This window comes from Pseudomonas sp. Z4-7 (genome assembly GCF_051131965.1).
In the GTDB taxonomy this organism is placed as follows: Bacteria; Pseudomonadota; Gammaproteobacteria; order Pseudomonadales; family Pseudomonadaceae; genus Aquipseudomonas.
Window position 1 is genome coordinate 3,830,804 of the sequence record NZ_CP071642.1, and the last position, 20,955, is coordinate 3,851,758.

At 61.4% G+C, this 20,955-nt stretch carries 21 protein-coding genes; 6 read left to right on the plus strand and 15 right to left on the minus strand.

Annotated elements, in window-relative coordinates; genetic code table 11:
• Window position 1: 1 nt before the first annotated feature.
• From J3P91_RS17165 to J3P91_RS17220, 12 genes are all read right to left on the minus strand, one after another.
• Window positions 2–1,021, minus strand: a complete 1,020-nt coding sequence (locus J3P91_RS17165) for a hypothetical protein (protein WP_434601199.1) — start codon at window positions 1,019–1,021, stop codon at window positions 2–4.
• Window positions 1,022–1,214: 193 nt separating this feature from the next.
• Window positions 1,215–2,621 (minus strand): saccharopine dehydrogenase C-terminal domain-containing protein, encoded by a 1,407-nt coding sequence (locus tag J3P91_RS17170; protein ID WP_434601200.1) that lies wholly within the window; start codon window positions 2,619–2,621, stop codon window positions 1,215–1,217.
• A gap of 94 nt (window positions 2,622–2,715) precedes the next feature.
• A complete protein-coding gene (locus J3P91_RS17175; protein WP_434601201.1) occupies window positions 2,716–3,525 on the minus strand; it encodes a DUF3618 domain-containing protein in 810 nt (269 codons plus the stop codon).
• Entirely contained in the window at window positions 3,522–3,953 is a 432-nt protein-coding gene (locus J3P91_RS17180; protein ID WP_434601202.1) for a phage holin family protein, read from the minus strand. The genes J3P91_RS17175 and J3P91_RS17180 overlap by 4 nt, the downstream gene beginning before the upstream one ends.
• The gene (locus tag J3P91_RS17185; RefSeq protein ID WP_434601203.1) at window positions 3,953–4,618 is read right to left on the minus strand and encodes a hypothetical protein; all 666 of its coding nucleotides are present in this window, start codon (window positions 4,616–4,618) and stop codon (window positions 3,953–3,955) included. Before J3P91_RS17185 ends, J3P91_RS17180 begins: the two co-directional genes overlap by 1 nt.
• A gap of 352 nt (window positions 4,619–4,970) precedes the next feature.
• On the minus strand, window positions 4,971–5,471 hold the full coding sequence (locus J3P91_RS17190; RefSeq protein ID WP_434601204.1) for a ferritin-like domain-containing protein: 501 nt from the start codon (window positions 5,469–5,471) through the stop codon (window positions 4,971–4,973).
• Window positions 5,472–5,597: 126 nt separating this feature from the next.
• The gene (locus J3P91_RS17195; RefSeq protein ID WP_434573336.1) at window positions 5,598–6,527 is read right to left on the minus strand and encodes a ZIP family metal transporter; all 930 of its coding nucleotides are present in this window, start codon (window positions 6,525–6,527) and stop codon (window positions 5,598–5,600) included.
• Between the two features lie 108 nt (window positions 6,528–6,635).
• Window positions 6,636–7,517, minus strand: coding sequence for a manganese catalase family protein (locus tag J3P91_RS17200; RefSeq protein WP_434557679.1), 882 nt, complete (start codon window positions 7,515–7,517; stop codon window positions 6,636–6,638).
• A 260-nt stretch (window positions 7,518–7,777) separates the two neighbouring features.
• Complete coding sequence (locus tag J3P91_RS17205; protein ID WP_039589227.1) at window positions 7,778–8,155, minus strand: general stress protein; 378 nt, start codon at window positions 8,153–8,155, stop codon at window positions 7,778–7,780.
• A 513-nt stretch (window positions 8,156–8,668) separates the two neighbouring features.
• The gene (locus J3P91_RS17210) at window positions 8,669–8,917 is read right to left on the minus strand and encodes a metallothionein (protein WP_434601205.1); all 249 of its coding nucleotides are present in this window, start codon (window positions 8,915–8,917) and stop codon (window positions 8,669–8,671) included.
• 26 nt (window positions 8,918–8,943) lie between these two features.
• Entirely contained in the window at window positions 8,944–9,213 is a 270-nt protein-coding gene (locus J3P91_RS17215) for a hypothetical protein (protein WP_434573334.1), read from the minus strand.
• 72 nt (window positions 9,214–9,285) lie between these two features.
• The gene (locus J3P91_RS17220; RefSeq protein WP_305500226.1) at window positions 9,286–9,795 is read right to left on the minus strand and encodes a ferritin-like domain-containing protein; all 510 of its coding nucleotides are present in this window, start codon (window positions 9,793–9,795) and stop codon (window positions 9,286–9,288) included.
• A gap of 180 nt (window positions 9,796–9,975) precedes the next feature.
• On the opposite strand from J3P91_RS17220, the gene J3P91_RS17225 reads away from it, so the two are divergent.
• Window positions 9,976–10,803: an NAD-dependent protein deacetylase gene (locus J3P91_RS17225; RefSeq protein WP_434601206.1), complete on the plus strand. Its 828-nt coding sequence runs from the start codon at window positions 9,976–9,978 to the stop codon at window positions 10,801–10,803.
• Between the two features lie 111 nt (window positions 10,804–10,914).
• Here J3P91_RS17225 and J3P91_RS17230 read toward each other — a convergent pair whose 3' ends face one another.
• Window positions 10,915–11,817, minus strand: coding sequence for a LysR substrate-binding domain-containing protein (locus tag J3P91_RS17230; RefSeq protein ID WP_434601207.1), 903 nt, complete (start codon window positions 11,815–11,817; stop codon window positions 10,915–10,917).
• Between the two features lie 167 nt (window positions 11,818–11,984).
• On the opposite strand from J3P91_RS17230, the gene J3P91_RS17235 reads away from it, so the two are divergent.
• From J3P91_RS17235 to J3P91_RS17245, 3 genes are read left to right on the plus strand one after another with little or no spacing between them, the layout of a single operon-like run.
• Complete coding sequence (locus J3P91_RS17235) at window positions 11,985–12,683, plus strand: CoA transferase subunit A (RefSeq protein ID WP_434601208.1); 699 nt, start codon at window positions 11,985–11,987, stop codon at window positions 12,681–12,683.
• Between the two features lie 35 nt (window positions 12,684–12,718).
• Window positions 12,719–13,384: a CoA transferase subunit B gene (locus tag J3P91_RS17240; RefSeq protein ID WP_003180355.1), complete on the plus strand. Its 666-nt coding sequence runs from the start codon at window positions 12,719–12,721 to the stop codon at window positions 13,382–13,384.
• A gap of 11 nt (window positions 13,385–13,395) precedes the next feature.
• Complete coding sequence (locus tag J3P91_RS17245; RefSeq protein ID WP_434601209.1) at window positions 13,396–14,577, plus strand: acetyl-CoA C-acetyltransferase; 1,182 nt, start codon at window positions 13,396–13,398, stop codon at window positions 14,575–14,577.
• A 234-nt stretch (window positions 14,578–14,811) separates the two neighbouring features.
• Here J3P91_RS17245 and J3P91_RS17250 read toward each other — a convergent pair whose 3' ends face one another.
• Window positions 14,812–15,525, minus strand: coding sequence for a FadR/GntR family transcriptional regulator (locus J3P91_RS17250; RefSeq protein WP_434601210.1), 714 nt, complete (start codon window positions 15,523–15,525; stop codon window positions 14,812–14,814).
• Between the two features lie 327 nt (window positions 15,526–15,852).
• Between J3P91_RS17250 and J3P91_RS17255 the strand changes: the two genes are divergently transcribed.
• Window positions 15,853–17,199: an MFS transporter gene (locus tag J3P91_RS17255; protein ID WP_434601211.1), complete on the plus strand. Its 1,347-nt coding sequence runs from the start codon at window positions 15,853–15,855 to the stop codon at window positions 17,197–17,199.
• Window positions 17,200–17,229: 30 nt separating this feature from the next.
• Entirely contained in the window at window positions 17,230–18,573 is a 1,344-nt protein-coding gene (gudD, locus tag J3P91_RS17260) for a glucarate dehydratase (RefSeq protein ID WP_434601212.1), read from the plus strand.
• Between the two features lie 146 nt (window positions 18,574–18,719).
• Here the strand turns inward: gudD and glgB are convergent, their stop codons facing one another.
• On the minus strand, window positions 18,720–20,954 hold the full coding sequence (gene glgB / locus J3P91_RS17265) for a 1,4-alpha-glucan branching protein GlgB (protein WP_434601213.1): 2,235 nt from the start codon (window positions 20,952–20,954) through the stop codon (window positions 18,720–18,722).
• Window position 20,955: the final 1 nt, after the last annotated feature.

The following is a 20,955-nucleotide window of genomic DNA, read 5'->3' on the forward strand; positions in this document are numbered from 1 at the left end:
CTCATGGTTCGATGACAGGCAGGAACACCGGTCGGTTGCTCAGGTCTGCCGCCACCAGGCTATCGTCGATTTGCCCAGCCAGGTAGTACACCGCCGCCATGACGCCGTTGAGGGGATGCTTGAGCGATTCGAACCACGCTTCGTCGAACGCCGCGCTCAGGCTTTGACGGATCTGCGCTTCCATTTCCGGCCGTTCGCCCTCATGGATGATTGCCCGGATGCCCGCCACGCCTACCGAAATCAGCGCCCCTGCCGCCTCCCCGGCGACAGCCGCCGCCGCACCGGTCGCTCCTCGCGTGGCGAACTGCGCCTCGATTTTTTCACTGGTACGTTGCGCCACCGTGGCAATCACGGCGTCCGACGGACCGGAACCGGTGTCGGCGGCTTTGTCGACATGATCGATCAGCGCCGCATAGGCCGGCAGTGTATTGAGCGGTTCGGTGTGGACCATTTCGTACAACGTTGCGTTGCGCGTCGCTGGCGGTCCCAGGTTGATGGCCGTAATTGCGTGCAGGCGCCGGTTCATCAGTTCGGGCGGGATTCGGTGCCGTTGCGCAATGACCTGGACCTGTTGGTTGAGCAGGCGCAGGTAATAGCCCGTCGCGTTGGCCCGGATCGCCTCGGGATCGATTTCCACCGCCACCGGTTCCAGCACCTGCTCGCGATATTGTTCCTGCAGGTAACCCGCCAGGCGCCTGGACGACGAGTCCGCATCGCCCTTGGCGCTTGCCGAATACCAACTGACCTTCACGGCCAGCCACTCCTGGGTCCAGTAGCTACTGAACCAGGGGATGAATGCAGCCTCGGTGCGCTCGTAGACCAGCACTCGCCAATGTTCCATCGATCCGCGCGCATAGAGTTCGGCTTGCTCGGTGGCGCTTTTCGACGCGGCGATGATCTGCCGGTCCGCCTGCCGCCAGGTGTCCGGCGCAATCACCACCGGGGCGACCTGTTGGCCGCGCTGCGACGTGGCGCACCCCGCCAGAACGAGCATCACGGCCAGCATCAGCGAACGCCGCACGATTGCGCCACCTTGGATTTTTCTCAACCATGACTGAGTGTAGGCCGTCAGACAAATCAATGTGGGAGCGAGCTTGCTCGCGATGGCGGCGTATCAGTCGATGTCAACTTTGCTGACACACCGCTATCGCGAGCAAGCTCGCTCCCACAGGGTCTGCCACAAGCTCCCTCGCCACGAATCGCGGTCGTGTCAGTTAAAACCGGGTGAAGTGCTCGAATTGCCAAGCATCCGCCGCGCCGTCCTCGGACGGTTTATGCGAAGTGCCACTCGGCGTCCAGTCGGTGCGCTGCCCCACCAGAGTGCCGAGGTAGGGCCTGGCGACCTCCAGCGCCCGCTCATGGTCCAGCTGTTCCGGCTCGACGATGCCACGATCCGGATGCTCAACCGCCCAGACGATGCCAGACAGCACGCCTGCCGCCACCTGCAGGGTGGTGGCACTGTTGAAAGGCACCAGCGCGCGAGCTTCGTCAATGCTCAGCACCGAGCCAAACCAGTAGGCATTCAGCTCATGCCCCATGAACAACACCCCCAGCGCATCTGCCCCGCCGCTGTCGATTTCGCCGTTGAGGATGCGCTGCCGGGCTTGGGTTTGCCAGCCGCGACCGATCAGCTCGTGGACCGAGAGCAAGGCGTCATTGCAGGGGTGATAGGCGTAATGCAGGGTCGGGCGATAGATCAGTCGACGCTGGTCCTTCACGGTAAGCAGGTCGGCTGTGGAAGCGGTTTCATGATGGGTGATCATCAGCCCCAGGCATGGCCCGCCCAACGGCGTCCAGGTCTTGACCAGCATGCTGGCGCTCTGGCGTGCCAGGTAGATCGCATTGCGACTGCCGAAGCGATGGCGCCGGGCAGACGCTGGCCAGGTTCGCTCATGGCTGCCCCATGCCAGCTCCGCCGGTTGGCTGCCTTCACTGATGAAGCCCTCCACTGACCAGGTGTTGACGAACTCGTCGTCCTCCTTGGGTTGCCGGGAACGCTGGGTATCACGCTCGGCAAAATGAATCACCTTGATCCCCAATTCCATGCATAACCTGGCCCAATCGACACCGGCGCGGCGCTGAGGTATCGGATGCCCCAACTGCACCGCCAGCTCCACCAGGCCGGCCTTCAGCAAGTGGGTGATCAAGCCCGGATTGGCCCCGTGAGCGACCACCGCCGTCGGCCCTCCGGCCAATTTCTTGCGCAGGCTCAGGACCTGATAACGCAGCGCGTAATTGGTGCGATGGGAAAAATCCAGGTGCGGATCGTCGTATCCGCCGGTCCACGGTTCGACGCAGGTATCCAGGTACAGGGCGCCCTTGGCGCAGGCATATTCGATAATTGCCAGGGAGCTGACTTCCACCGAAAGATTGACGATGAAGTCACCGGGTTTGACCCAGCGATCCAGCGTCTGCGCGAAGGTTTGCTCGGTCAATGCCTTGCGGACAAAACGGATCCCCCGATCCTTGAACCAGAGGTTCTGGTCGATCACCGGCGCGATCACGGTGATTTGCCTGACCTCTATATGGTCCTGCCCCAGTACCAATGGCAAAGTGGCCCGGGCGATGGAGCCGAAACCGATGAAGACCATGTGGCCGCTGAACGCAACCTGATGGTTCATGTGCCGCCTCCTTGACGGTATAACCGGACGAACAAGGCTGCCGCCACTCTCGACAGATAAGGCGCGGGCCACCCCGCGCCGTATCATTGCCCGTTTACGAGGTACCCAGGCCGCCAGACAGATCCGCGCCGGAATGCGCATGCCCGGTGGCCGGCGCAGCGCTTGGCTCGTCACGGTGCTCGGTGGTCTTGCTCACCGTATCACGGACCGTTTCGTAGCCGTCGCGGGCCTTTTGCTTGGCCTTGTCGGCCAGGCCGGCACTGGTCTTGCCCATTACCCGCTGTTCGGTCGACGTGCTGGGTAGGGCTGCTCCGAGCATGGCGCCCAAGGCGATACCCGCTGCCGCCATCATCAGCGGTTGCTCCTTGAGCAGGCGGCTGAACTGATCGCCCAGATCCTGGGAACCGTGGGCCAGGCGGTCGCCTGTCTGCGTGGCGCTATGCCGTGCATTACGGGCGCTCGCCCCCAGGCCATCAGCCAGATGCGACGCCTTGTCCTTGAGCTGATGAAACCCTTCGCGCAAGGAGTTGGTGGTGTCATGCAGATGACCGCGGGCGCTGTCCAGGCCACCGGACAACCCCTCGCTCCAGCCATTAGTGTCCTGGTCGGGCCCAACGCGATAGCCGACCCGGGGCGGGTGGTTCTGGCCGAGCATCAGCCAGCACAAGCCAACCGTGGTCAGCACGGTTGGCACCGGATTGTTGCGCACCGTCGTGCCCAGGTTGCCGAAAAATTCGGCGCCATTGCCTTTCACCAGGCCCAGGGCCTGATCAAGCATCTGCCCTGGCGTGAACTTGCTGCCCAAGGCATCGACGATGTGGCTGATATGGGCGCGCTGTTCGTCGATCTCGCGCTCGATGGTCTCCGGGCTCTTCTCCGCTTCAGTCTTCAATTCATCCTTCATGAGGCTTTCCTCCGCAGGGCTTCCTGGTCTTTGTGCATGGCATCGAGCGTTCGGTCAGGCTTGAAATGGGAAGGCTCGAATTGCTTCTTGCCGGACTGGACCATGACAAAACCGATGATCATCACCACCACGCCGACAATCAGTGCGGCCAGCCAGGGCGCCATCATCGTGCTCAGGCCATACACCACCGCCATCAGGAGGATGATGAAGCCGGCCATCAGCACCATCGCGCCCCCGGCCACCCCGGCGATACCTGCCTTCAGGGTGTTGAGGCTCGCCTGGAATTCAGCCTTGGCCAGCGCCAGCTCCTTGGTAAAGAGCGAGGGGACTTCGTGGGTCAGTTGCCGCAGCAAGCCCATGACCGAGGCATCGTTTTCGGGCGTCGAGGCGCCGGCGGGACGCTGGATATCCGGGTCTGGTCGATTCATCACAATTCTCCTCTGGTATTGGCCGAGCCCGGCAGCGAGCCGGTGGCGGAATCACTGGGATGGTCCTGAACGCTGGGTGAAGTCGGGGTTACGCCGGTGGCGAGGCCGCCGCTTGTTGCTGCTCCCGGACCGATGGGATCAGGCACGGGGTCAAAGGGTTGCGCGTCGAAGGGCTGGGCGCCGAAACCTTCGGCGGCTGGATCCGACTCCGTGGAGGCAGGGCTTTGCACTTCGGTGGTGATCGGCGAAGTGCCGGCCTTTAGGAAACGCGAAAGCCCGAACCCCACCGCAATACTGCCGGCGAGGAACAGGCCGGGGTTATCCCGCGCCAGGCGAGAGCCATCGTGCAGCAGCTCTTCAGCGCTCTTGTTGCGCAGTTTGCTGGCCAGGCCGCTCATGCTGTCGGCCATGTCCGCCAGATAATGCGACAAGCCAAGGGTGTCGTTGGCTTCAAGCTCGGACATCGCGGACTTCGCGCCACGCGCCAGTGCATCGATCTGGTCCGCCGCGGTATCGCGGTACTGGCCGAAATGCGCATCGGCCTTTTCGCGGGCGCTGCCGATGGCTTCGTTAACGTCCTCCTTGATGTGGTTCAGGGATTCTTCAGGTCGTCCCTGGTTTGCGTTACCGCTTTGTCGCTCGGTGTTGTTGTCCGGGATAGTCATGTCTGTCCATCGCCTCCGTGATGAAAAACTCAACATCAGGCAAGCGCCGAAACGTTGCCTGGATAAGTGCCTCTCAGAACAAGTGACGGGACGCGCGGGAGCGTAGTTCCAACGAGTTTTATTGTCAGACGCTGTGCGGTCGTTGGGGGCGTTTGGCTGGGTTTCGCTTAAAAAAAAGGCATTGGGGATGAACTCCAATGCCCGATTCAACACTGCACCCGTGGCGAGGGAGCTTGCTCCCGCTGGGTTGCGCAGCGGCCCTGAAAACTCCTGCGTCTATACAAAAACCTGGGCCTGCTGCGCAGTCCAGCGGGAGCAAGCTCCCTCGCCACGATAGCTCGTCAGTTCGGCCTCAGGTTTCCATCGTCGCCGCCTGGTTGCCGCCCTGCTCGGCGATTTTCGAAAGTTTCTCGTCGGTGGCTTTCTCTTCCTTGAGCGTCGCCAGCAACAAACCGACCACTTCGTCGCCCAGGTTCAAGTGCTTGGCCATGGCGATCAGCGTGCCGTAGCTGGCGATTTCGTAGTGCTCGATCTTCTGCTGGGCACCGATCAGCCCTGCATCGAGCACTGCGCCTTTTTCGATTTCTTCGATCAGCTCCTTGGACTCTTCCACCAGCCCTTCCATGGCAATGCATTTCATGCGCTTGAGCTTGATACCCGCCACTTCGACAAGGGTGTCGATGCGTTCGATCTGGCCTTGGGTTTCTTCAAGGTGATCGTTGAAGGCTTGCGCCAGCAAGGGGTTGGTGGTGGCTCGGGCCATGCGTGGCAAGGCACGAGTGATCTGCTTTTCGGCGCTGTAGACATCGGACAGTTCGTGAATGAACAGGTCCGTCACGGTTTTTCTGGCCATCTCGGCATCCTCCTTCGGGTTGAAGTGGTGAAGCGCCGCTTCACCTGTCATCAACACTGACCCGGAGCAAAATGCGGATGTTCAAGAAAATCCGTGCACGCCTGGACAGAGGGTTCCGGGTGCGCTTTAACCCAGCGCGGTATCGAGGAACATCATCACCGCAAAGCCCATCATCAGGCCCAGGGTCGCGGGTGTCTCGTGACCGTTGCGATGGGTTTCCGGAATGACTTCATGGGACACCACGAAGATCATCGCCCCCGCCGCCAGCCCGAGGCTGATGGGGTAAGCCACGGCCACGCCCGAGGACATGCCCAGGCCGATCACCGCGCCCAGCGGCTCCATCAATCCCGAACCGACCGCGATAAGCGCGGCCCGCAGGGTGCTGATCCCGGTCACACGCAGCGCCATGGCAATGGCCAGGCCTTCGGGGATGTCCTGGATCGCGATAGCGGTGGTCAGGGGCAGGCCGACCTTGAGGTCGCCATTGGCAAAGCTGACGCCGATGGCCATGCCCTCCGGCAGGTTGTGCAGGGTGATCGCGAGGACAAACAACCACACCCGGTTGATGCGCTTGGCCTCGGGACCGCGGCGCCCACTCAGCTCATGTTCGTGGGGCACGAAGCGGTCGAGCCCGACCATCAGCGCGACGCCCAGCGCCAGGCCGATAACGACCACCAAGGCAGCAAGCAACTGGTTGCCGCAAATGATCTGCGCAGCCTCGATCCCCGGCAATATCAGCGAAAAAGAGCTGGCCGCGAGCATCATCCCGGCAGCGAAACCGAGCATGATGTCCTGGGTACGCGACGAGATATCGCGTAGCACCACCGCCATCATCGCCCCCAGCGCGGTAGCGGCAAAACCGGATATCCCACCCAATGCCGCATAGCCGAGGTGTTGGCGATCGGCCCCCACCAAGGCGTTGTAGCCGCTATACAGCAGCAGTACGGCGACCAGTGCCAATCCCAGCCAGAAGCTCACGCCCAGCAGCAGGTTGTTTTGCACAGGATCAAGCCAGGTACGCCAGGGCGATCGGATCCGGGAGGTGGGCTGGTCCATCAAAGGTCCTTGTTGATTTGGCCGTGCAATACCCGACCGCCGAGCGCATTGGCAGAACGATCAGGCGGAATTTTCGGGCGGGGGGGGCAAGGCCCCCTCGCCAACTTCTTACAGTTTGTCACCTTGCATCCCCGAACCCAAGTCGGCGCCCGTGGTGGGATTGCTTTCAGGATTGGACATCGTCCGCGCCTTCATGTCCATCAACAGTGCCTCGTCCTTTTCACTCAACTGCACGCTGGCCAGGCCATCGCCGCCGTCGACCGCTGGCGTCGGATTCTCGACGTATTCCCAATCGTCGCCCTGGTTCCATGGGCCGCGCACGGTAGGTTCACCCTGGGACATGTTGAAATACACGTTGGTGAACTCCGGCATGCCTGGCAGCTTACCTTGCGGGAAGTTGGGCTGGATGGAATGCAGGGCTTTTTCGAACGACAGCTGGTGGGCGATTTCCCGGGTCATCAAGAAGCCCAGGGCTTCTTTCACACCAGGATCATCCGTGACGTTCATCAGCCGCTCGTAAACGATTTTCGCCCGGGCCTCGGCGGCGATATTCGAACGCATGTCCGCCGTCGGTTCGCCGATCGTATCGATGTAGGCGGCGGTCCATGGCACACCGGCCGAGTTGGTCAACGGCGAGCCGGCGCCATACAGCACACTGGTGATGTGCGAGTCATTGCCGGCCCCGTTGATTTCCCGGTACAGCTGGCCCTCCTGCTCGACGCCTTCAGCCATTTTGCCCTTGGCACCCTTGTTCAGCATGACGATGATCGAACCGATCACCTCCAGATGGCTGAGCTCTTCGGTGGCAATGTCCATCAGCAGGTCCTTGCGGCCCGGATCATCTTCGGACAAGGCCTGGGTAAAATAGCGCGACGCCGCCGCCAACTCGCCCTGGGCGCCGCCAAACTGTTCAAGCAACAGATTGGCCAGTCCTGGATTGGGCTCAGCGACACGCACGGTATATTGCAGTCGTTTGTTATGTACGAACATGGTAGAACTCCTCGATCAGGACACTCATGAGAACACTGCCGGCGGCAGGCCCATGAAAGTCAGAAGAAGTTAAACGGATAAGATTTGTTTTTTATTCAAGGCAGAAGACGAATGGTAGTTTCAATCAACAGAAACTCATCCACGTCTTAATATAAGTGAACAAACGGAGCCGGGCATGACATGACCGACGCTATTTAAATCGATAGTGGCCGGAACAGACCCCATGCCAACGGCATGGGGCCTGCAGAGACCACGGGACATTACGATTTGCGACCGCCACCGTGGCTGTTTTCACCGCCTTTCTTACCGGCTTCAGAAGCTTTTTCCCGGTCGTTGGCAAAGTTGCCACCCGACGCCTGGCCACCTTTGCGGCCCGCTTCAGAAGCCCGTTCAGGGTCATTGGCAAAGTTGCCACCCGAGGCTTGACCACCTTTGCGGCCGGCCTCTGCGGCACGTTCCGGATCGTTGGCAAAATTGCCACCCGACATATGGCCACCCTTACGGCCGGCCTCGGCTGCGCGTTCCGGATCGTTGGCGAAGTTGCCACCCGATGCCTGGCCGCCTTTCTTGCCGGCTTCCGATGCTTTCTCACGATCGTTAGCGAAATTGCCAGGGTTGTTATTGCCTGTATTTGCCATTTCATTCACCTCGTTAGTTGCTATTTGCGAACCCCGTTGGCTCGTACTTATTCGGAAAACCTGAACCGCTCAAGGTTTTAAGAAAGTGCTTCAAACGGCGACGAACGGTCATCGTCTTATTTATATACCGCTGCGCTTGGCATGTATTGAAATCGGCTATCGCACAAGCGGCGGTCAATTAGCACAAGTAAATACTTTACTTCCAGAAACCTTATGTAGGAGCGAGCTTGCTCGCGATAGCGATATACCAGTCAATCCAGATTGAATGGCCTGACACGATCGCGAGCAAGCTCGCTCCCACATTTGATTGCCATAAAAACAGTGCGTGTCTTTCCACGCTGTCCGCCAAAGGCCGGATGGCGCCAGCACCCCATTGCACCGGTCTCGTCACCCAGGCCGCGCGCCGTTCCAGGAAGCCAAAACTCGCGAGCTGCCGGTGTTGTCTTGCACCACCGCACTGACCGGCTTGCGGTGTCCGGGCACCCTGTCGCCGATGCCCGGATAAAGCGATGTTCAAGGTGAAATCGGATCGCTGGCCGGGAACGTTTCCTCCAGCGCTTCATCCAGTTGGTTATTGGTAATGTCCCGCTCGCCGACCTTGCCACTTTGTTCGCAATGACAATCCGCCGCCGGACATGGCTCGCCATTCGGGTGTTGTTCCGCGCAGGCCTGGCTGCAATAGGCCTCGCCGTCATGATTGAACACCCGCTCGGGATCTACCTGGCAATGGCAGCCGGGGCAGCCACACTGCAGTTCGCTCATGTTTGTCCTCCTGGGGTCCGCTGTCGTCAGGATCCCACCAGTAATTGAACTTCAAGGTTGGCCGCCGCGACCCCGTGCTTCGCTACATACACTTCGTCGGTCCAGCCTTTGGTCAGGTTGCGATAAGTCTGCGTGCCAAGGGCCGCTCCGCTGTTCCATTCAATGACATCGCCAATGTCGACATCATTGGCGGGCCCAAGCTCAAGTACCGTATGGCCGTCTTCTTCCGCCACATAGACGCCCACCCTGGCACTCTGTCGATTGATGGCCCTAACCTCACCGGTGGTCTGCTTCATACCTGTCCTCTTTGCGGTTGATGGCAGGTTTGGCGCGGCCGAACCGTGCCGGGCCGCGCCTCGCATTGCACCTCAGCGCTTGGCTTCGGTATGCGGATTGGCCGAACGCTCAAGGAACGCCTGGGTGATTTCCGGCAGATGATCGCGCAGCCATTCAGCCATGGCGATTTCCTGCGGCAGAATCTGCTCGCAGGCCTTTTGCGTTTCCACATCGCCGGCCACTTTCGCCGCTTCGATCAGCACCGTGTACGAAGCAATTTCCAGGTTCTCGAAGACGTAGCCACTCATGGCGCCCTTGACCACTTCGTCGCTCATCGCCATGCCACCCATGGCTTGACCGAACGCCATCAGCTTGCCGGCCATGTCCTTGAGCATCGACGGGCTACCGCCCAGGCGCTGGATGCATTGTTCCACCAGCTTCTGCTGGCCGAGCGTCTCTTCGATGTGCTGTTCGATCCGCGCCTTGAGCACCGGGTAGTGCTCCAGCCGCTCGGCCTGGGCCTTGAGCATCTTCTCCGCTTGCTGTTCCATGGCATGAGCGTCGTTGAGCCAATCCAGCAGGTTCTCTTTAGGGGTTGCCATTTACCTTCTCCTTAATCAGTGTTCGTCGACGCACCGCAGTGCGAGAGCGCTGAAATACCGCACATAAGGTGGATGTCGCGCGCGTCGGGAAAGTTTGAACAATCACCTTCGGCGGGCGACGAAAGGCGCTTGGCGAAGCCGATGCTACCCTCAAGGAATCCAGGCCAGCGGAGTACACCCATGCCCGACGATCTACACCGTGACCCCGTCGAACAATTGCAGGAATACCTGACCGGGCGGCGCTTCCTGGTGCTGACCGGAGCGGGCATCAGCACGCCGTCCGGCATACCCGATTACCGGGACAGCGACGGCGTGCGACGGGGCAGGCAACCGATGATGTACCAGGAATTCCTCGCCAGGCCAGAAGCGCGACGGCGCTACTGGGCGCGAGCGATGCTGGGCTGGCCACGCTTGCGCCAGGCACGGCCGAACCAGGCCCATGAGGCCTTGGCGGCCTTGCAGGGCCAGGCGCGCATCAGCGGCTTGATCACCCAGAATGTCGACGCCTTGCATGACCGGGCCGGGAGCCGCGATGTCATCGAACTGCACGGGAGCCTGCATCGGGTGCAGTGCCTGGACTGCGGCCAGCCGAGCGAACGGCAGCAGATCCAGTTGTTGATGGAGGACCAGAACCCGTACCTGGCCGGTGTCGATGCGGTGCAAGCGCCCGACGGCGATACCTTGCTGGACCCGGCCTTCGAGGCCCGCTTTCAAATCCCCCGTTGCCCGCATTGCGATGGCGAACGCTTGAAACCCGACGTGGTGTTCTTTGGTGAAAACGTCGCCGCCGCTACCGCGACTCGCGCCACCGAGGCAGTCGGGCAGGCGGATGGATTGCTGGTGGTGGGTTCATCGCTGATGGCGTATTCGGCCTTTCGCCTATGTCGGGCGATCAAGGATCAGGGCAAGCCGCTGCTGGCGATCAACCGCGGCAAGACCCGCGCCGATGAGCTGTTGGATCTGAAGGTTGAAGTGGCTTGCGAAGACTTGTTGCCATTGCTGATCTAACACCGCCATCCACTGTGGGAGCGAGCTTGCTCGCGATAGCATTGGATCAGTTGCATCAATGTTGGCAGACACACCGCTATCGCGAGCAAGCTCGCTCCCACAGGGATTGGGTTATGCCGAAGGTAACTGCGCGCCCATATCCTGATCCCTGAGCATATCGAACATCGCCTGCGCCGCCGCCGACAATTCATGACCCGGCTTGGTCAGCACGCCGATGGCCCGCTCTATTACCGGATCGCTGAGGGTGATGCAGCGAGCGCCCAGCTCGTGCATCTGGCCGACACACAGGGCCGGTACGGCGCTCACGCCCAGGCCGCTGGCAACCATCCGCCCGACTGTCGCCAATTGATGGCTTTCAAACTCGACCGGCAATTTCATGCCGCGAGCCTGCAGATGCTCTTCGAGCATCACCCGTACCGTCGAGGGTCGTTGCAAGGTGATGAACGGCTGCTCCAGCAGCATTTGCCACCGGATCTCGCCGAGCTTGGCCAACGGCGAATCCAGCGGCACCACCGCGACGAAGCGATCGAGGTACAACGGCGTGAACGCCAGCGATGAACTTTGCATCGGCTCGAACGCAACGCCCAGTTCCACGTGACGATCACGGACCATTTCCAGCACCTGTTCGTTGATCACGTCGTTGACCGTGACGTTGACATTCGGGAACCGGGCGCGGAAGGTCTTGAGGATCGGCGGCAGCAGGTTTCCGGCAAACGAGGGCATCGCCGCCAGCGTCACGCGACCGCGCTGCAAGGTGAAGCGCTGGCGCATTTCATCCTCGGCGTTTTCCCAGTCGGCCACCAGGCGGCGTGCCAATGGCAGCAGTGATTCACCTTCGGGCGTCAACGCTACGTTACGGGTGTTACGACTGAACAGGCGACCGCCGAGCCCTTCCTCCAGGGCCTTGATCGTCAGGCTCAGGGCCGATTGGGACAGATGCAGCCGCTCGCCGGCGACGGCGAAGCTCAGGCTCTGGGCCACGGCGAGGAAGGCGCGGATTTGCTTGAGGGTCATGGTCGCTGCGCTCCCAGGGGCAAGCAGTGAGTTCCAAGCTGCAAGTGAAGGGCAGCAACTATTGAGTTTTATCAATCAATCACACGTAAAAATCAACTTAACAAATATATGACTTGGCGCAACACTGCATTTCATTGCGACCCCACTCAAGAATAAAAGAGGTGTCTATGGCAGGTTTCGACAAACGCGTGAGCTCCTATGAGGAAGCGCTTGAGGGCTTGAAGGACGGCATGACTGTCATTGCCGGCGGCTTCGGCCTGTGTGGTATCCCGGAAAACCTGATCGCCGAGATCAAGCGCAAGGGCACCCGCGATCTCACCGTGGTTTCCAACAACTGCGGCGTCGACGGTTTCGGCCTCGGCGTGCTGCTGGAAGACCGGCAGATCCGCAAGGTAGTCGCCTCCTACGTGGGCGAAAACGCCCTGTTCGAGCGGCAGCTGTTGAGTGGCGAAATCGAAGTCGTGCTCACCCCCCAAGGCACCCTCGCGGAAAAAATGCGTGCGGGTGGCGCGGGCATCCCGGCCTTCTTCACCGCCACTGGCGTCGGCACGCCAGTGGCGGAAGGCAAGGAAGTGCGTGAGTTCCATGGCCGCCAGTACCTGATGGAAGAGTCCATCACCGGTGACTTTGCCATCGTCAAAGGCTGGAAGGCAGACCATTTCGGTAATGTGGTCTATCGCCATACCGCGCAGAACTTCAATCCGCTGGCCGCCACGGCGGGCAAGATCACCGTGGTCGAAGTCGAGGAAATCGTCGAGCCCGGCGAGTTGGACCCGGCGCACATCCATACGCCCGGCATCTACGTCGACCGGGTCATTTGCGGCACGTTCGAAAAGCGCATCGAACAGCGCACCGTGCGTAAGTGATCCCCTGCCCCCGGCCCGAATGAAGGAATAACACCATGGCACTTTCCCGCGAACAAATGGCTCAGCGCGTCGCCCGCGAAATGCAGGACGGCTACTACGTGAACCTCGGCATCGGCATCCCGACCCTGGTCGCCAATTACATTCCCGAAGGCATGGAAGTCATGCTGCAATCGGAAAACGGCTTGCTCGGCATGGGCGCGTTCCCCACCGAAGCCGAAGTCGATGCGGACATGATCAACGCCGGCAAACAGACGGTCACCGCGCGCATCGGCGCTTCGATCTTTTCTTCGGCCGAATCCTTCGCCATGATCCGTGGCGGCCACATCGACCTGACCGTACTCGGCGCGTTCGAAGTCGACGTCGAGGGCAACATCGCGTCGTGGATGATTCCCGGCAAGCTGGTCAAGGGCATGGGTGGCGCGATGGACCTGGTGGCCGGTGCCGAGAACATCATCGTCACCATGACCCATGCGTCCAAGGACGGTGAGTCGAAACTGCTGCCGCGCTGCAGCCTGCCGCTGACCGGCGCCGGTTGCATCAAGCGCGTACTGACTGACCTCGCCTATCTGGAAATCCAGGACGGCGCCTTTATTCTCAAGGAACGTGCCCCAGGCGTAAGCGTCGAGGAAATCGTCGCCAAGACCGCCGGTAAGCTGATCGTGCCGGACCACGTACCTGAAATGCAGTTCGCTGCCCAGTGAGGAGAGATTCGATGCAAGAAGTCGTGATTGTCGCCGCTACCCGTACCGCCATCGGCAGCTTCCAGGGTTCGCTGGCTGCCATTCCCGCGCCGGAACTTGGCGCCGCGGTGATCCGTCGCTTGCTGGAACAGACCGGTCTTTCCGGCGAGCAGGTCGATGAAGTGATCCTCGGCCAGGTATTGACTGCTGGTTCCGGACAGAACCCGGCGCGCCAGGCGTCGATCCTCGCCGGCCTGCCCCATGCCGTACCAGCACTGACCCTGAACAAGGTCTGCGGCTCGGGTCTCAAGGCGCTGCACCTGGGCGCCCAGGCGATTCGCTGCGGCGATGCCGAAGTCATCATCGCCGGCGGCATGGAGAACATGAGCCTGGCCCCGTACGTGTTGCCAGCGGCCCGCACCGGTTTGCGCATGGGGCACGCGAAGATGATCGACAGCATGATCACCGATGGCCTGTGGGACGCGTTCAACGATTACCACATGGGCATCACCGCCGAGAACCTGGTGGACAAATACGGCATCAGCCGCGAGGCGCAGGATGCTTTCGCCGCGGCGTCCCAACAGAAAGCCGTCGCCGCCATCGAAGGTGGGCGTTTCGGCGATGAGATCACGCCGATCCTAATTCCCCAGCGCAAGGGCGATCCGGTGGCCTTTGCTACTGACGAACAGCCCCGCGCCGGTACTACCGCTGAATCCTTGGGCAAGCTCAAGCCGGCGTTCAAGAAAGACGGCAGCGTCACTGCGGGCAATGCGTCCTCGCTCAACGACGGCGCCGCCGCCGTGATCTTGATGAGCGCGGAAAAAGCCAAGGCGCTGGGCTTGCCGGTACTGGCAAAGATCAGTGCCTACGCCAACGCCGGTGTCGACCCGGCCATCATGGGCATCGGCCCGGTCTCGGCCACCCGTCGCTGCCTGGAGAAGGCCGGCTGGTCGCTGGATCAACTTGACCTGATCGAAGCCAACGAAGCCTTCGCCGCCCAATCCCTGGCTGTCGCCAAGGAACTGCAATGGGACATGGACAAGGTCAACGTCAACGGCGGCGCCATTGCCCTGGGCCATCCGATCGGGGCATCGGGTTGCCGGGTGCTGGTGACGCTGTTGCATGAAATGATCAAGCGCGACGCCAGGAAAGGCCTCGCGACACTGTGTATCGGCGGTGGCCAGGGCGTAGCTCTCGCGCTGGAACGGGCGTAACCGGCAACAGGCAAAACGGTGGCTGCGCGGACCCACGATATCCGCGTGACCACTGGCAGCAGACCGGCGCAACTTTGGTTGCGCCGGTTTTTTTTGCCTGCACCGGCCCCGTGGCGAGGGAGCTTGCTCCCTCGCCACGGGGGATTCGCCATGGCGCCGAATTCGGCAGCGCCTGCGATCGAATGTGGGAGCGAGCCTGCTCGCGAAGGCGACAGACCAGGCGACGCGGATCTTTCAGGTCCCCGCGCCAAACCGGTCGCGGCTGTTGGTCAGGTGCAGCCACATGGCGGCGCGGGCGGCGTCGGGGTCCTGGCGCTTGATGGCGTTGAAAATCGCCTCGTGCTCCAGGTTCGCAAACTGCGCCAGCTTGCCCAGGTCCGCCTGGCCGCGTTCGGCCATGTTCACCCGGGTGCGGGGGATCATCGCGCTGCCCAGGTGCTGCATGATTTCGACAAAACAGCTGTTATCCGTGGCTTCGGAAATCAGCAAATGAAAACGCCGGTCAGCCTCGACGCAGCTGTCGTTGTTGTTGAGCAAGCGCTGGTAGTCGTCCAGCGCCTGGCGCATCTGCTGCAATTGCTCCTCACTGCGGCGCTGGGCCGCCAGCGCCGCAGCCTGGGTTTCCAGGCCCAGGCGCAATTCGAGAATCCCGCGCACGCCCGCTGCAGTATCGACGTTGAGCCTCAGCCCCTGCTCTCCCGTCTGCTGCAGCACAAAAGTACCGATGCCATGGCGAGTCTCCACCAGTCCCGAGGCCTGCAATTTGGAGATCGCCTCGCGCACCACCGTGCGGCTGACCCCATGCTCGCGCACGAAAGCACCCTCCGACGGCAATTTCTCTCCGGGCTTCAACTGCCCCAGCAGGATGCTCTGGCTCAACTTCGCCACCAGGTCATGGGCCAGGTTGTGGGTGCGCTTGCGCAGAGGCGTTTGAGTGTCTTGCTGCATGTGCCACGGGTTCCTTGAAAACAGGCTCGTCGATCCTACCATCCGCCGCGTCGGAGTTGTTTGTCGATGCAAGCCAACTTGTATGACAACACTAAATATCACGCTGATTTAATCCTGGAAAGCTCACCAGGCATTTGTTGTCTCAACGCCTGACCAATCCGGCATAACCTCGTCAAAGCCAACAAACACAGCATAAGGATCGACCACACCCAATCCAATCGTGCTCAAAAACTGCTTGTCAGACAAAAAAATCAACTTGTATGATGTCCATCAACATCGGCACCTGCACGATGCCCCGCATAAAAATAAACAGTGGGAGAAAATCCAGTGAACTCATCCAGCCTCAAGGCAGATGCCGGCGCGGATCCGGTGCTGTCCTCGGCCATATCCAAGGTCAAGCGCCACATCCTGCCGCTGTTCGTCATCATGTTCATCGTCAACTACATCGACCGTGTGAACATCGGCTTCGTCCGTTCCCATATGGAGCACGACCTGGGCATCGGCGCAGCCGCCTATGGTTTTGGCGCCGGCCTGTTCTTCATCGGCTACGCGCTGTTCGAAGTCCCGTCCAACATCCTCCTGCAACGCATCGGCGCCCGTATCTGGTTGACCCGCATCATGCTCACCTGGGGCCTGGTGGCGGCAGGCATGGCCTTCATCCAGAACGAAACCCACTTCTACATTCTGCGTTTCCTGCTGGGTGTGGCCGAAGCCGGTTTCTTTCCCGGCGTGATCTACTACTTCACGCGGTGGCTGCCCGGCGTCGAGCGCGGCAAGGCCATCGCGATTTTCCTCAGCGGCTCGGCGATCGCTTCGCTGATATCCGGCCCGCTGTCGGGGCTGCTTTTGCAGATCAACGGCCTGGGCATGCACGGCTGGCAGTGGATGTACTTCATCGAGGGGATGTTTTCGGTCTGCCTCTGTGTGTTCGTCTGGTTCTGGCTGGACTCCAAGCCTCACGACGCCAAGTGGCTCAGTCGCGACGAGCAGGATGCGCTGGTCAAGGCCATCGACGATGAACAGGCGGCCCGTGAAGCGGCGACGCCGATCAAACTGTCGATCGGCCAATTGCTCAAGGACCGCCAGATCATCCTGTTCTGCCTGATCTATTTCTTTATCCAACTGACCATCTACGCGGCGACCTTCTGGCTGCCGAGCATCATCAAGAAGATGGGCGAGCTCAGCGACCTTCAGGTCGGGCTGTTCAATTCGATTCCCTGGTTGCTGTCGATCGTCGGCATGTACGCCTTCGCCTCGCTGTCGGCCAAATGGAAGTTCCAGCAGGCCTGGGTTGCCGCTGCCCTGTTGATCGCTGCGGCAGGCATGTTCATGTCCACCACTGGCGGGCCTATCTTCGCCTTCGTCGCGATCTGCTTCGCGGCCCTGGGTTTCAAGTCCGCCTCTTCGCTGTTCTGGCCGATCCCCCAGGCCTACCTGGACGCACGGATCGCCGCCGGCGTCATCGCACTGATCAACTCGGTGGGCAACCTCGGCGGATTCGTCGCCCCGACTACTTTCGGCCTGCTTGAGCAGCACACCGGCTCGATCCAGGGCGGGCTCTATGGCCTGGCGGCCACATCGATCATTGCCGCGATCATCGTGTTTGCCGCGCGCAATACGCCCAGGCCGATAACCATCAAGCCTTCCACCGACCCGGCTACCAGTCACGCCTGACCACAACAATAACTCAAGGATCCGTACACGATGACTACCCAAGAAACCAGCAAAGCCCCGATCATCACCAGCATGCAAGTAGTGCCCGTGGCTGGCCACGACGGCATGTTGCTCAACCTCAGCGGTGCCCACGGCCCGTTTTTCACCCGCAACATCGTGATTCTCAAGGACAACGCCGGGCATACTGGCGTGGGCGAAGTGCCCGGCGGTGAGCGCATTCGCCAGACCCTCGAAGACGCTCGCTCACTGGTGGTCGGCAGCCCCATCGGCACCTACCAGAAAATCCTCAACAGCGTACGCCAGGCCTTTGCCGATCGTGATGCCGGCGGTCGCGGCCTGCAGACCTTCGACCTGCGTATCACCATCCACGCCGTCACCGGCCTGGAAGCTGCGTTGCTCGACCTGCTCGGCCAGCACCTGGATGTGCCGGTCGCCGCCCTGCTCGGCGAAGGCCAGCAGCGCGATGAAGTGAAGATGCTCGGCTACCTGTTCTACGTCGGTGATCGCCAGCAGACCGACCTGCCCTACCGCAGCGAACCGCAGGCTGAAAATGACTGGTTCCGCGTACGCCACGAAAAAGCCCTGGATGCGGACGCGGTGGTACGTCTGGCCGAGGCGGCCCACGCGCACTATGGCTTCGAGGATTTCAAGCTCAAGGGCGGCGTGCTCAGGGGCGATGAAGAGATCGAAGCGGTGACGGCGTTGGCCGAGCGTTTCCCCCAGGCGCGCATCACCCTGGACCCGAACGGCGCCTGGTCACTCAAGGAGGCCATCCGCCTGTGCCGTGATCAGCACAAGGTACTGGCCTATGCCGAAGACCCTTGCGGTGCCGAGAATGGTTATTCGGGTCGTGAAGTCATGGCCGAATTCCGTCGCGCCACAGGCCTCAAGACCGCCACCAACATGATTGCCACCGACTGGCGCGAAATGGGTCACGCGATTACGTTGCAGTCGGTCGACATTCCCTTGGCGGACCCGCATTTCTGGACGATGCAGGGTTCGGTGCGGGTGGCGCAAATGTGCAATGAATGGGGCCTGACCTGGGGCTCTCACTCCAACAATCACTTCGATATTTCCCTGGCGATGTTTACCCACGTCGCGGCCGCCGCACCGGGCGACATCACCGCCATCGACACTCACTGGATCTGGCAGGATGGCCAACGGCTGACCAAGGCGCCCTTGCAGATCCGCGGTGGCTGCGTGCAGGTGCCGAAGAAACCGGGGCTGGGGATCGAGCTGGACATGGACCAGTTGGCCAAGGCTCATGAGTTGTACAAAGGCATGGGACTTGGCGCGCGGGATGATTCGTTGGCGATGCAGTATCTGATCCCAGGCTGGACATTCAACAACAAGCAGCCGTGCCTGGTTCGCTGAGAGGCTGAGGACTTTTAGCTCAGCACTGTGGGAGCGAGCCTGCTCGCGATAGCGGAGTGTCTGTCAGCACTTTTGTGACTGACTGACCGCCATCGCGAGCAAGCTCGCTCCCACATTGGATCAATGTGATCCAAATGAATCCGGGCCTATCCCTCCGGTCGCAGGATCAGCACCGCCAGCGGCGGCAGGTTCAGTACCAGCGACAGCGCCTGGCCATGGCTGGGGATCGCCTCGGTGGAGGCGCCGCCGCCATTGCCATAGTTGGAACCGGCATAGGTGTCGGCGTCGCTGTTGAGCAATTCCACCCAGCGTCCGCCAAACGGCACGCCGACCCGATACGCCTCGCGCGGCACCGGCGTGAAGTTGGCGACCACCAGCACCGGCCGGCCATCCTTGCTCCAGCGCAGCCATGCATAGACACTGTTGACCGCATCGTCACCGATCAGCCATTGGAAGCCTTGCGGCGCATCGTCCTGGTCATGCAGCGCCGGTTCTTCGCGATAGAGCCGGTTCAGGTCGCTCACCAATTTCTGCACGCCCCGGTGCTCGGGGTATTGCAGCAGGTACCAGTCCAGTTGCTGGTCGTGGTTCCACTCGCGCCATTGGCCAAACTCGCAGCCCATAAACAACAGTTTCTTGCCGGGATGGCCCCACATGAAGCTCAGGTAGGCGCGCAGGTTGGCGAATTTTTGCCAGCGATCACCGGGCATCTTGTCGATCAGCGAGCGTTTGCCGTGGACCACTTCGTCATGGGAAATCGGCAAGACAAAACGCTCGGACCAGGCGTAAACCAGGCCGAAGCTCAGTTCGTTGTGGTGATGAGCGCGGTACACCGGGTCCTGCTGGATGTAATGCAGCGAATCGTGCATCCAGCCCATGTTCCATTTGTAGGCGAAACCCAGGCCGCCCTGCTGCGTGCTCTGGCTGACACCCGGCCACGCCGTGGACTCCTCGGCAATCACCAGCGCGCCGGGCGTCTCCAGTGCAACCACGTCGTTGAGGTGGCGCAGGAAGTCGATGGCTTCCAGGTTCTCCCGTCCGCCGTGGCGATTGGGTACCCACTCGCCGGCCTTGCGCGAATAGTCGCGATACAGCATCGAGGCCACCGCATCCACCCGAAGGCCGTCGACGTGGAAATGCTTGAGCCAATGCAACGCCGAGGCCAGCATGAACCCATGGACTTCGGTGCGCCCGAGGTTGTAGATCAGCGTGTCCCAATCCTGGTGGAAGCCTTCCAGCGGGTTGCCGTATTCATACAGCGCGGTCCCGTCGAACTGGGCCAGGCCGTGGGTATCGGTCGGGAAATGCGCCGGCACCCAATCGAGGATCACGCCGATATTGGCCTGGTGGCAGGCGTTGACGAACGCGGCGAAATCATCAGGCGAACCAAAGCGCGCCGTCGGCGCGAATTGCGAAAGGGGTTGATAGCCCCACGAGCCGCCAAACGGGTGTTCCATGATCGGCATCAGTTCGATGTGGGTGAAGCCCAGGTCCTTGACGTAGGGAATCAACCGCTCGGCCATTTCATGCCAGTTGTACTGCCGGGAAACCTCCCCCGCCTCGTCGATTTCGCACTGCCAGGAACCGGCGTGCAACTCGTAGATCGACAGCGGCGCGCCTGGTAACTGACGCTCGCGTCGGCTTTGCATCCACTCGTCGTCTTGCCACTCGATTTTCAACGGCGCGGCGACCTTCGATGCCGTGTCCGGCGGCATCTGGGTGGCCAGGGCCACCGGGTCGGCCTTGAGCGGCAGGATACCGTGGGCGCCAAGGATTTCGTATTTGTAGCCTTCGCCCGGACCGAGCCGCGGGATGAAGATCTCCCACACGCCGGACGGATAACGGATGCGCATTGGATGCCGGCGCCCGTCCCAGACGTTGAAGTCCCCCACCACCGACACACGGCGCGCGTTCGGCGCCCAGACCGCGAAGCGCACACCGTCGACGCCATCGACCGTCTTCAGTTGCGCACCGAGGCACGCGCTGAGGTCGCGGTGATTGCCCTCGGCGAACAGGTAAAGATCCATCTCCCCCAGCAGCGGGCCGAAGCTGTAGGGGTCTTCGGCAACCTGCTCGCCGCCCGCCCAACGGGTGCGCAGCAGGTACGGCTGTGCGCGGTCGAAATGGCCGACGAACAGGCCCGGCGTTTCGGTGGCCTGCAATTCGCCCAGCTCCTCGCCGCCGTCACGGGCGAGCACATTCACGCTCAACGCACCGGGCAGGTACGCGCGGATAAATTGCCCGCCCGCCCCGTCGCCATGCGGGCCCAGGATCGAGAACGGATCGTGGTGTTCGGCGCGCACCAGCGCGTCGATGTCGTGGGGGGCCGGCAACAATGCCTCTTTGGCCTGCCCCTGGGTTTCCTTGTTCGAGACGCTCATG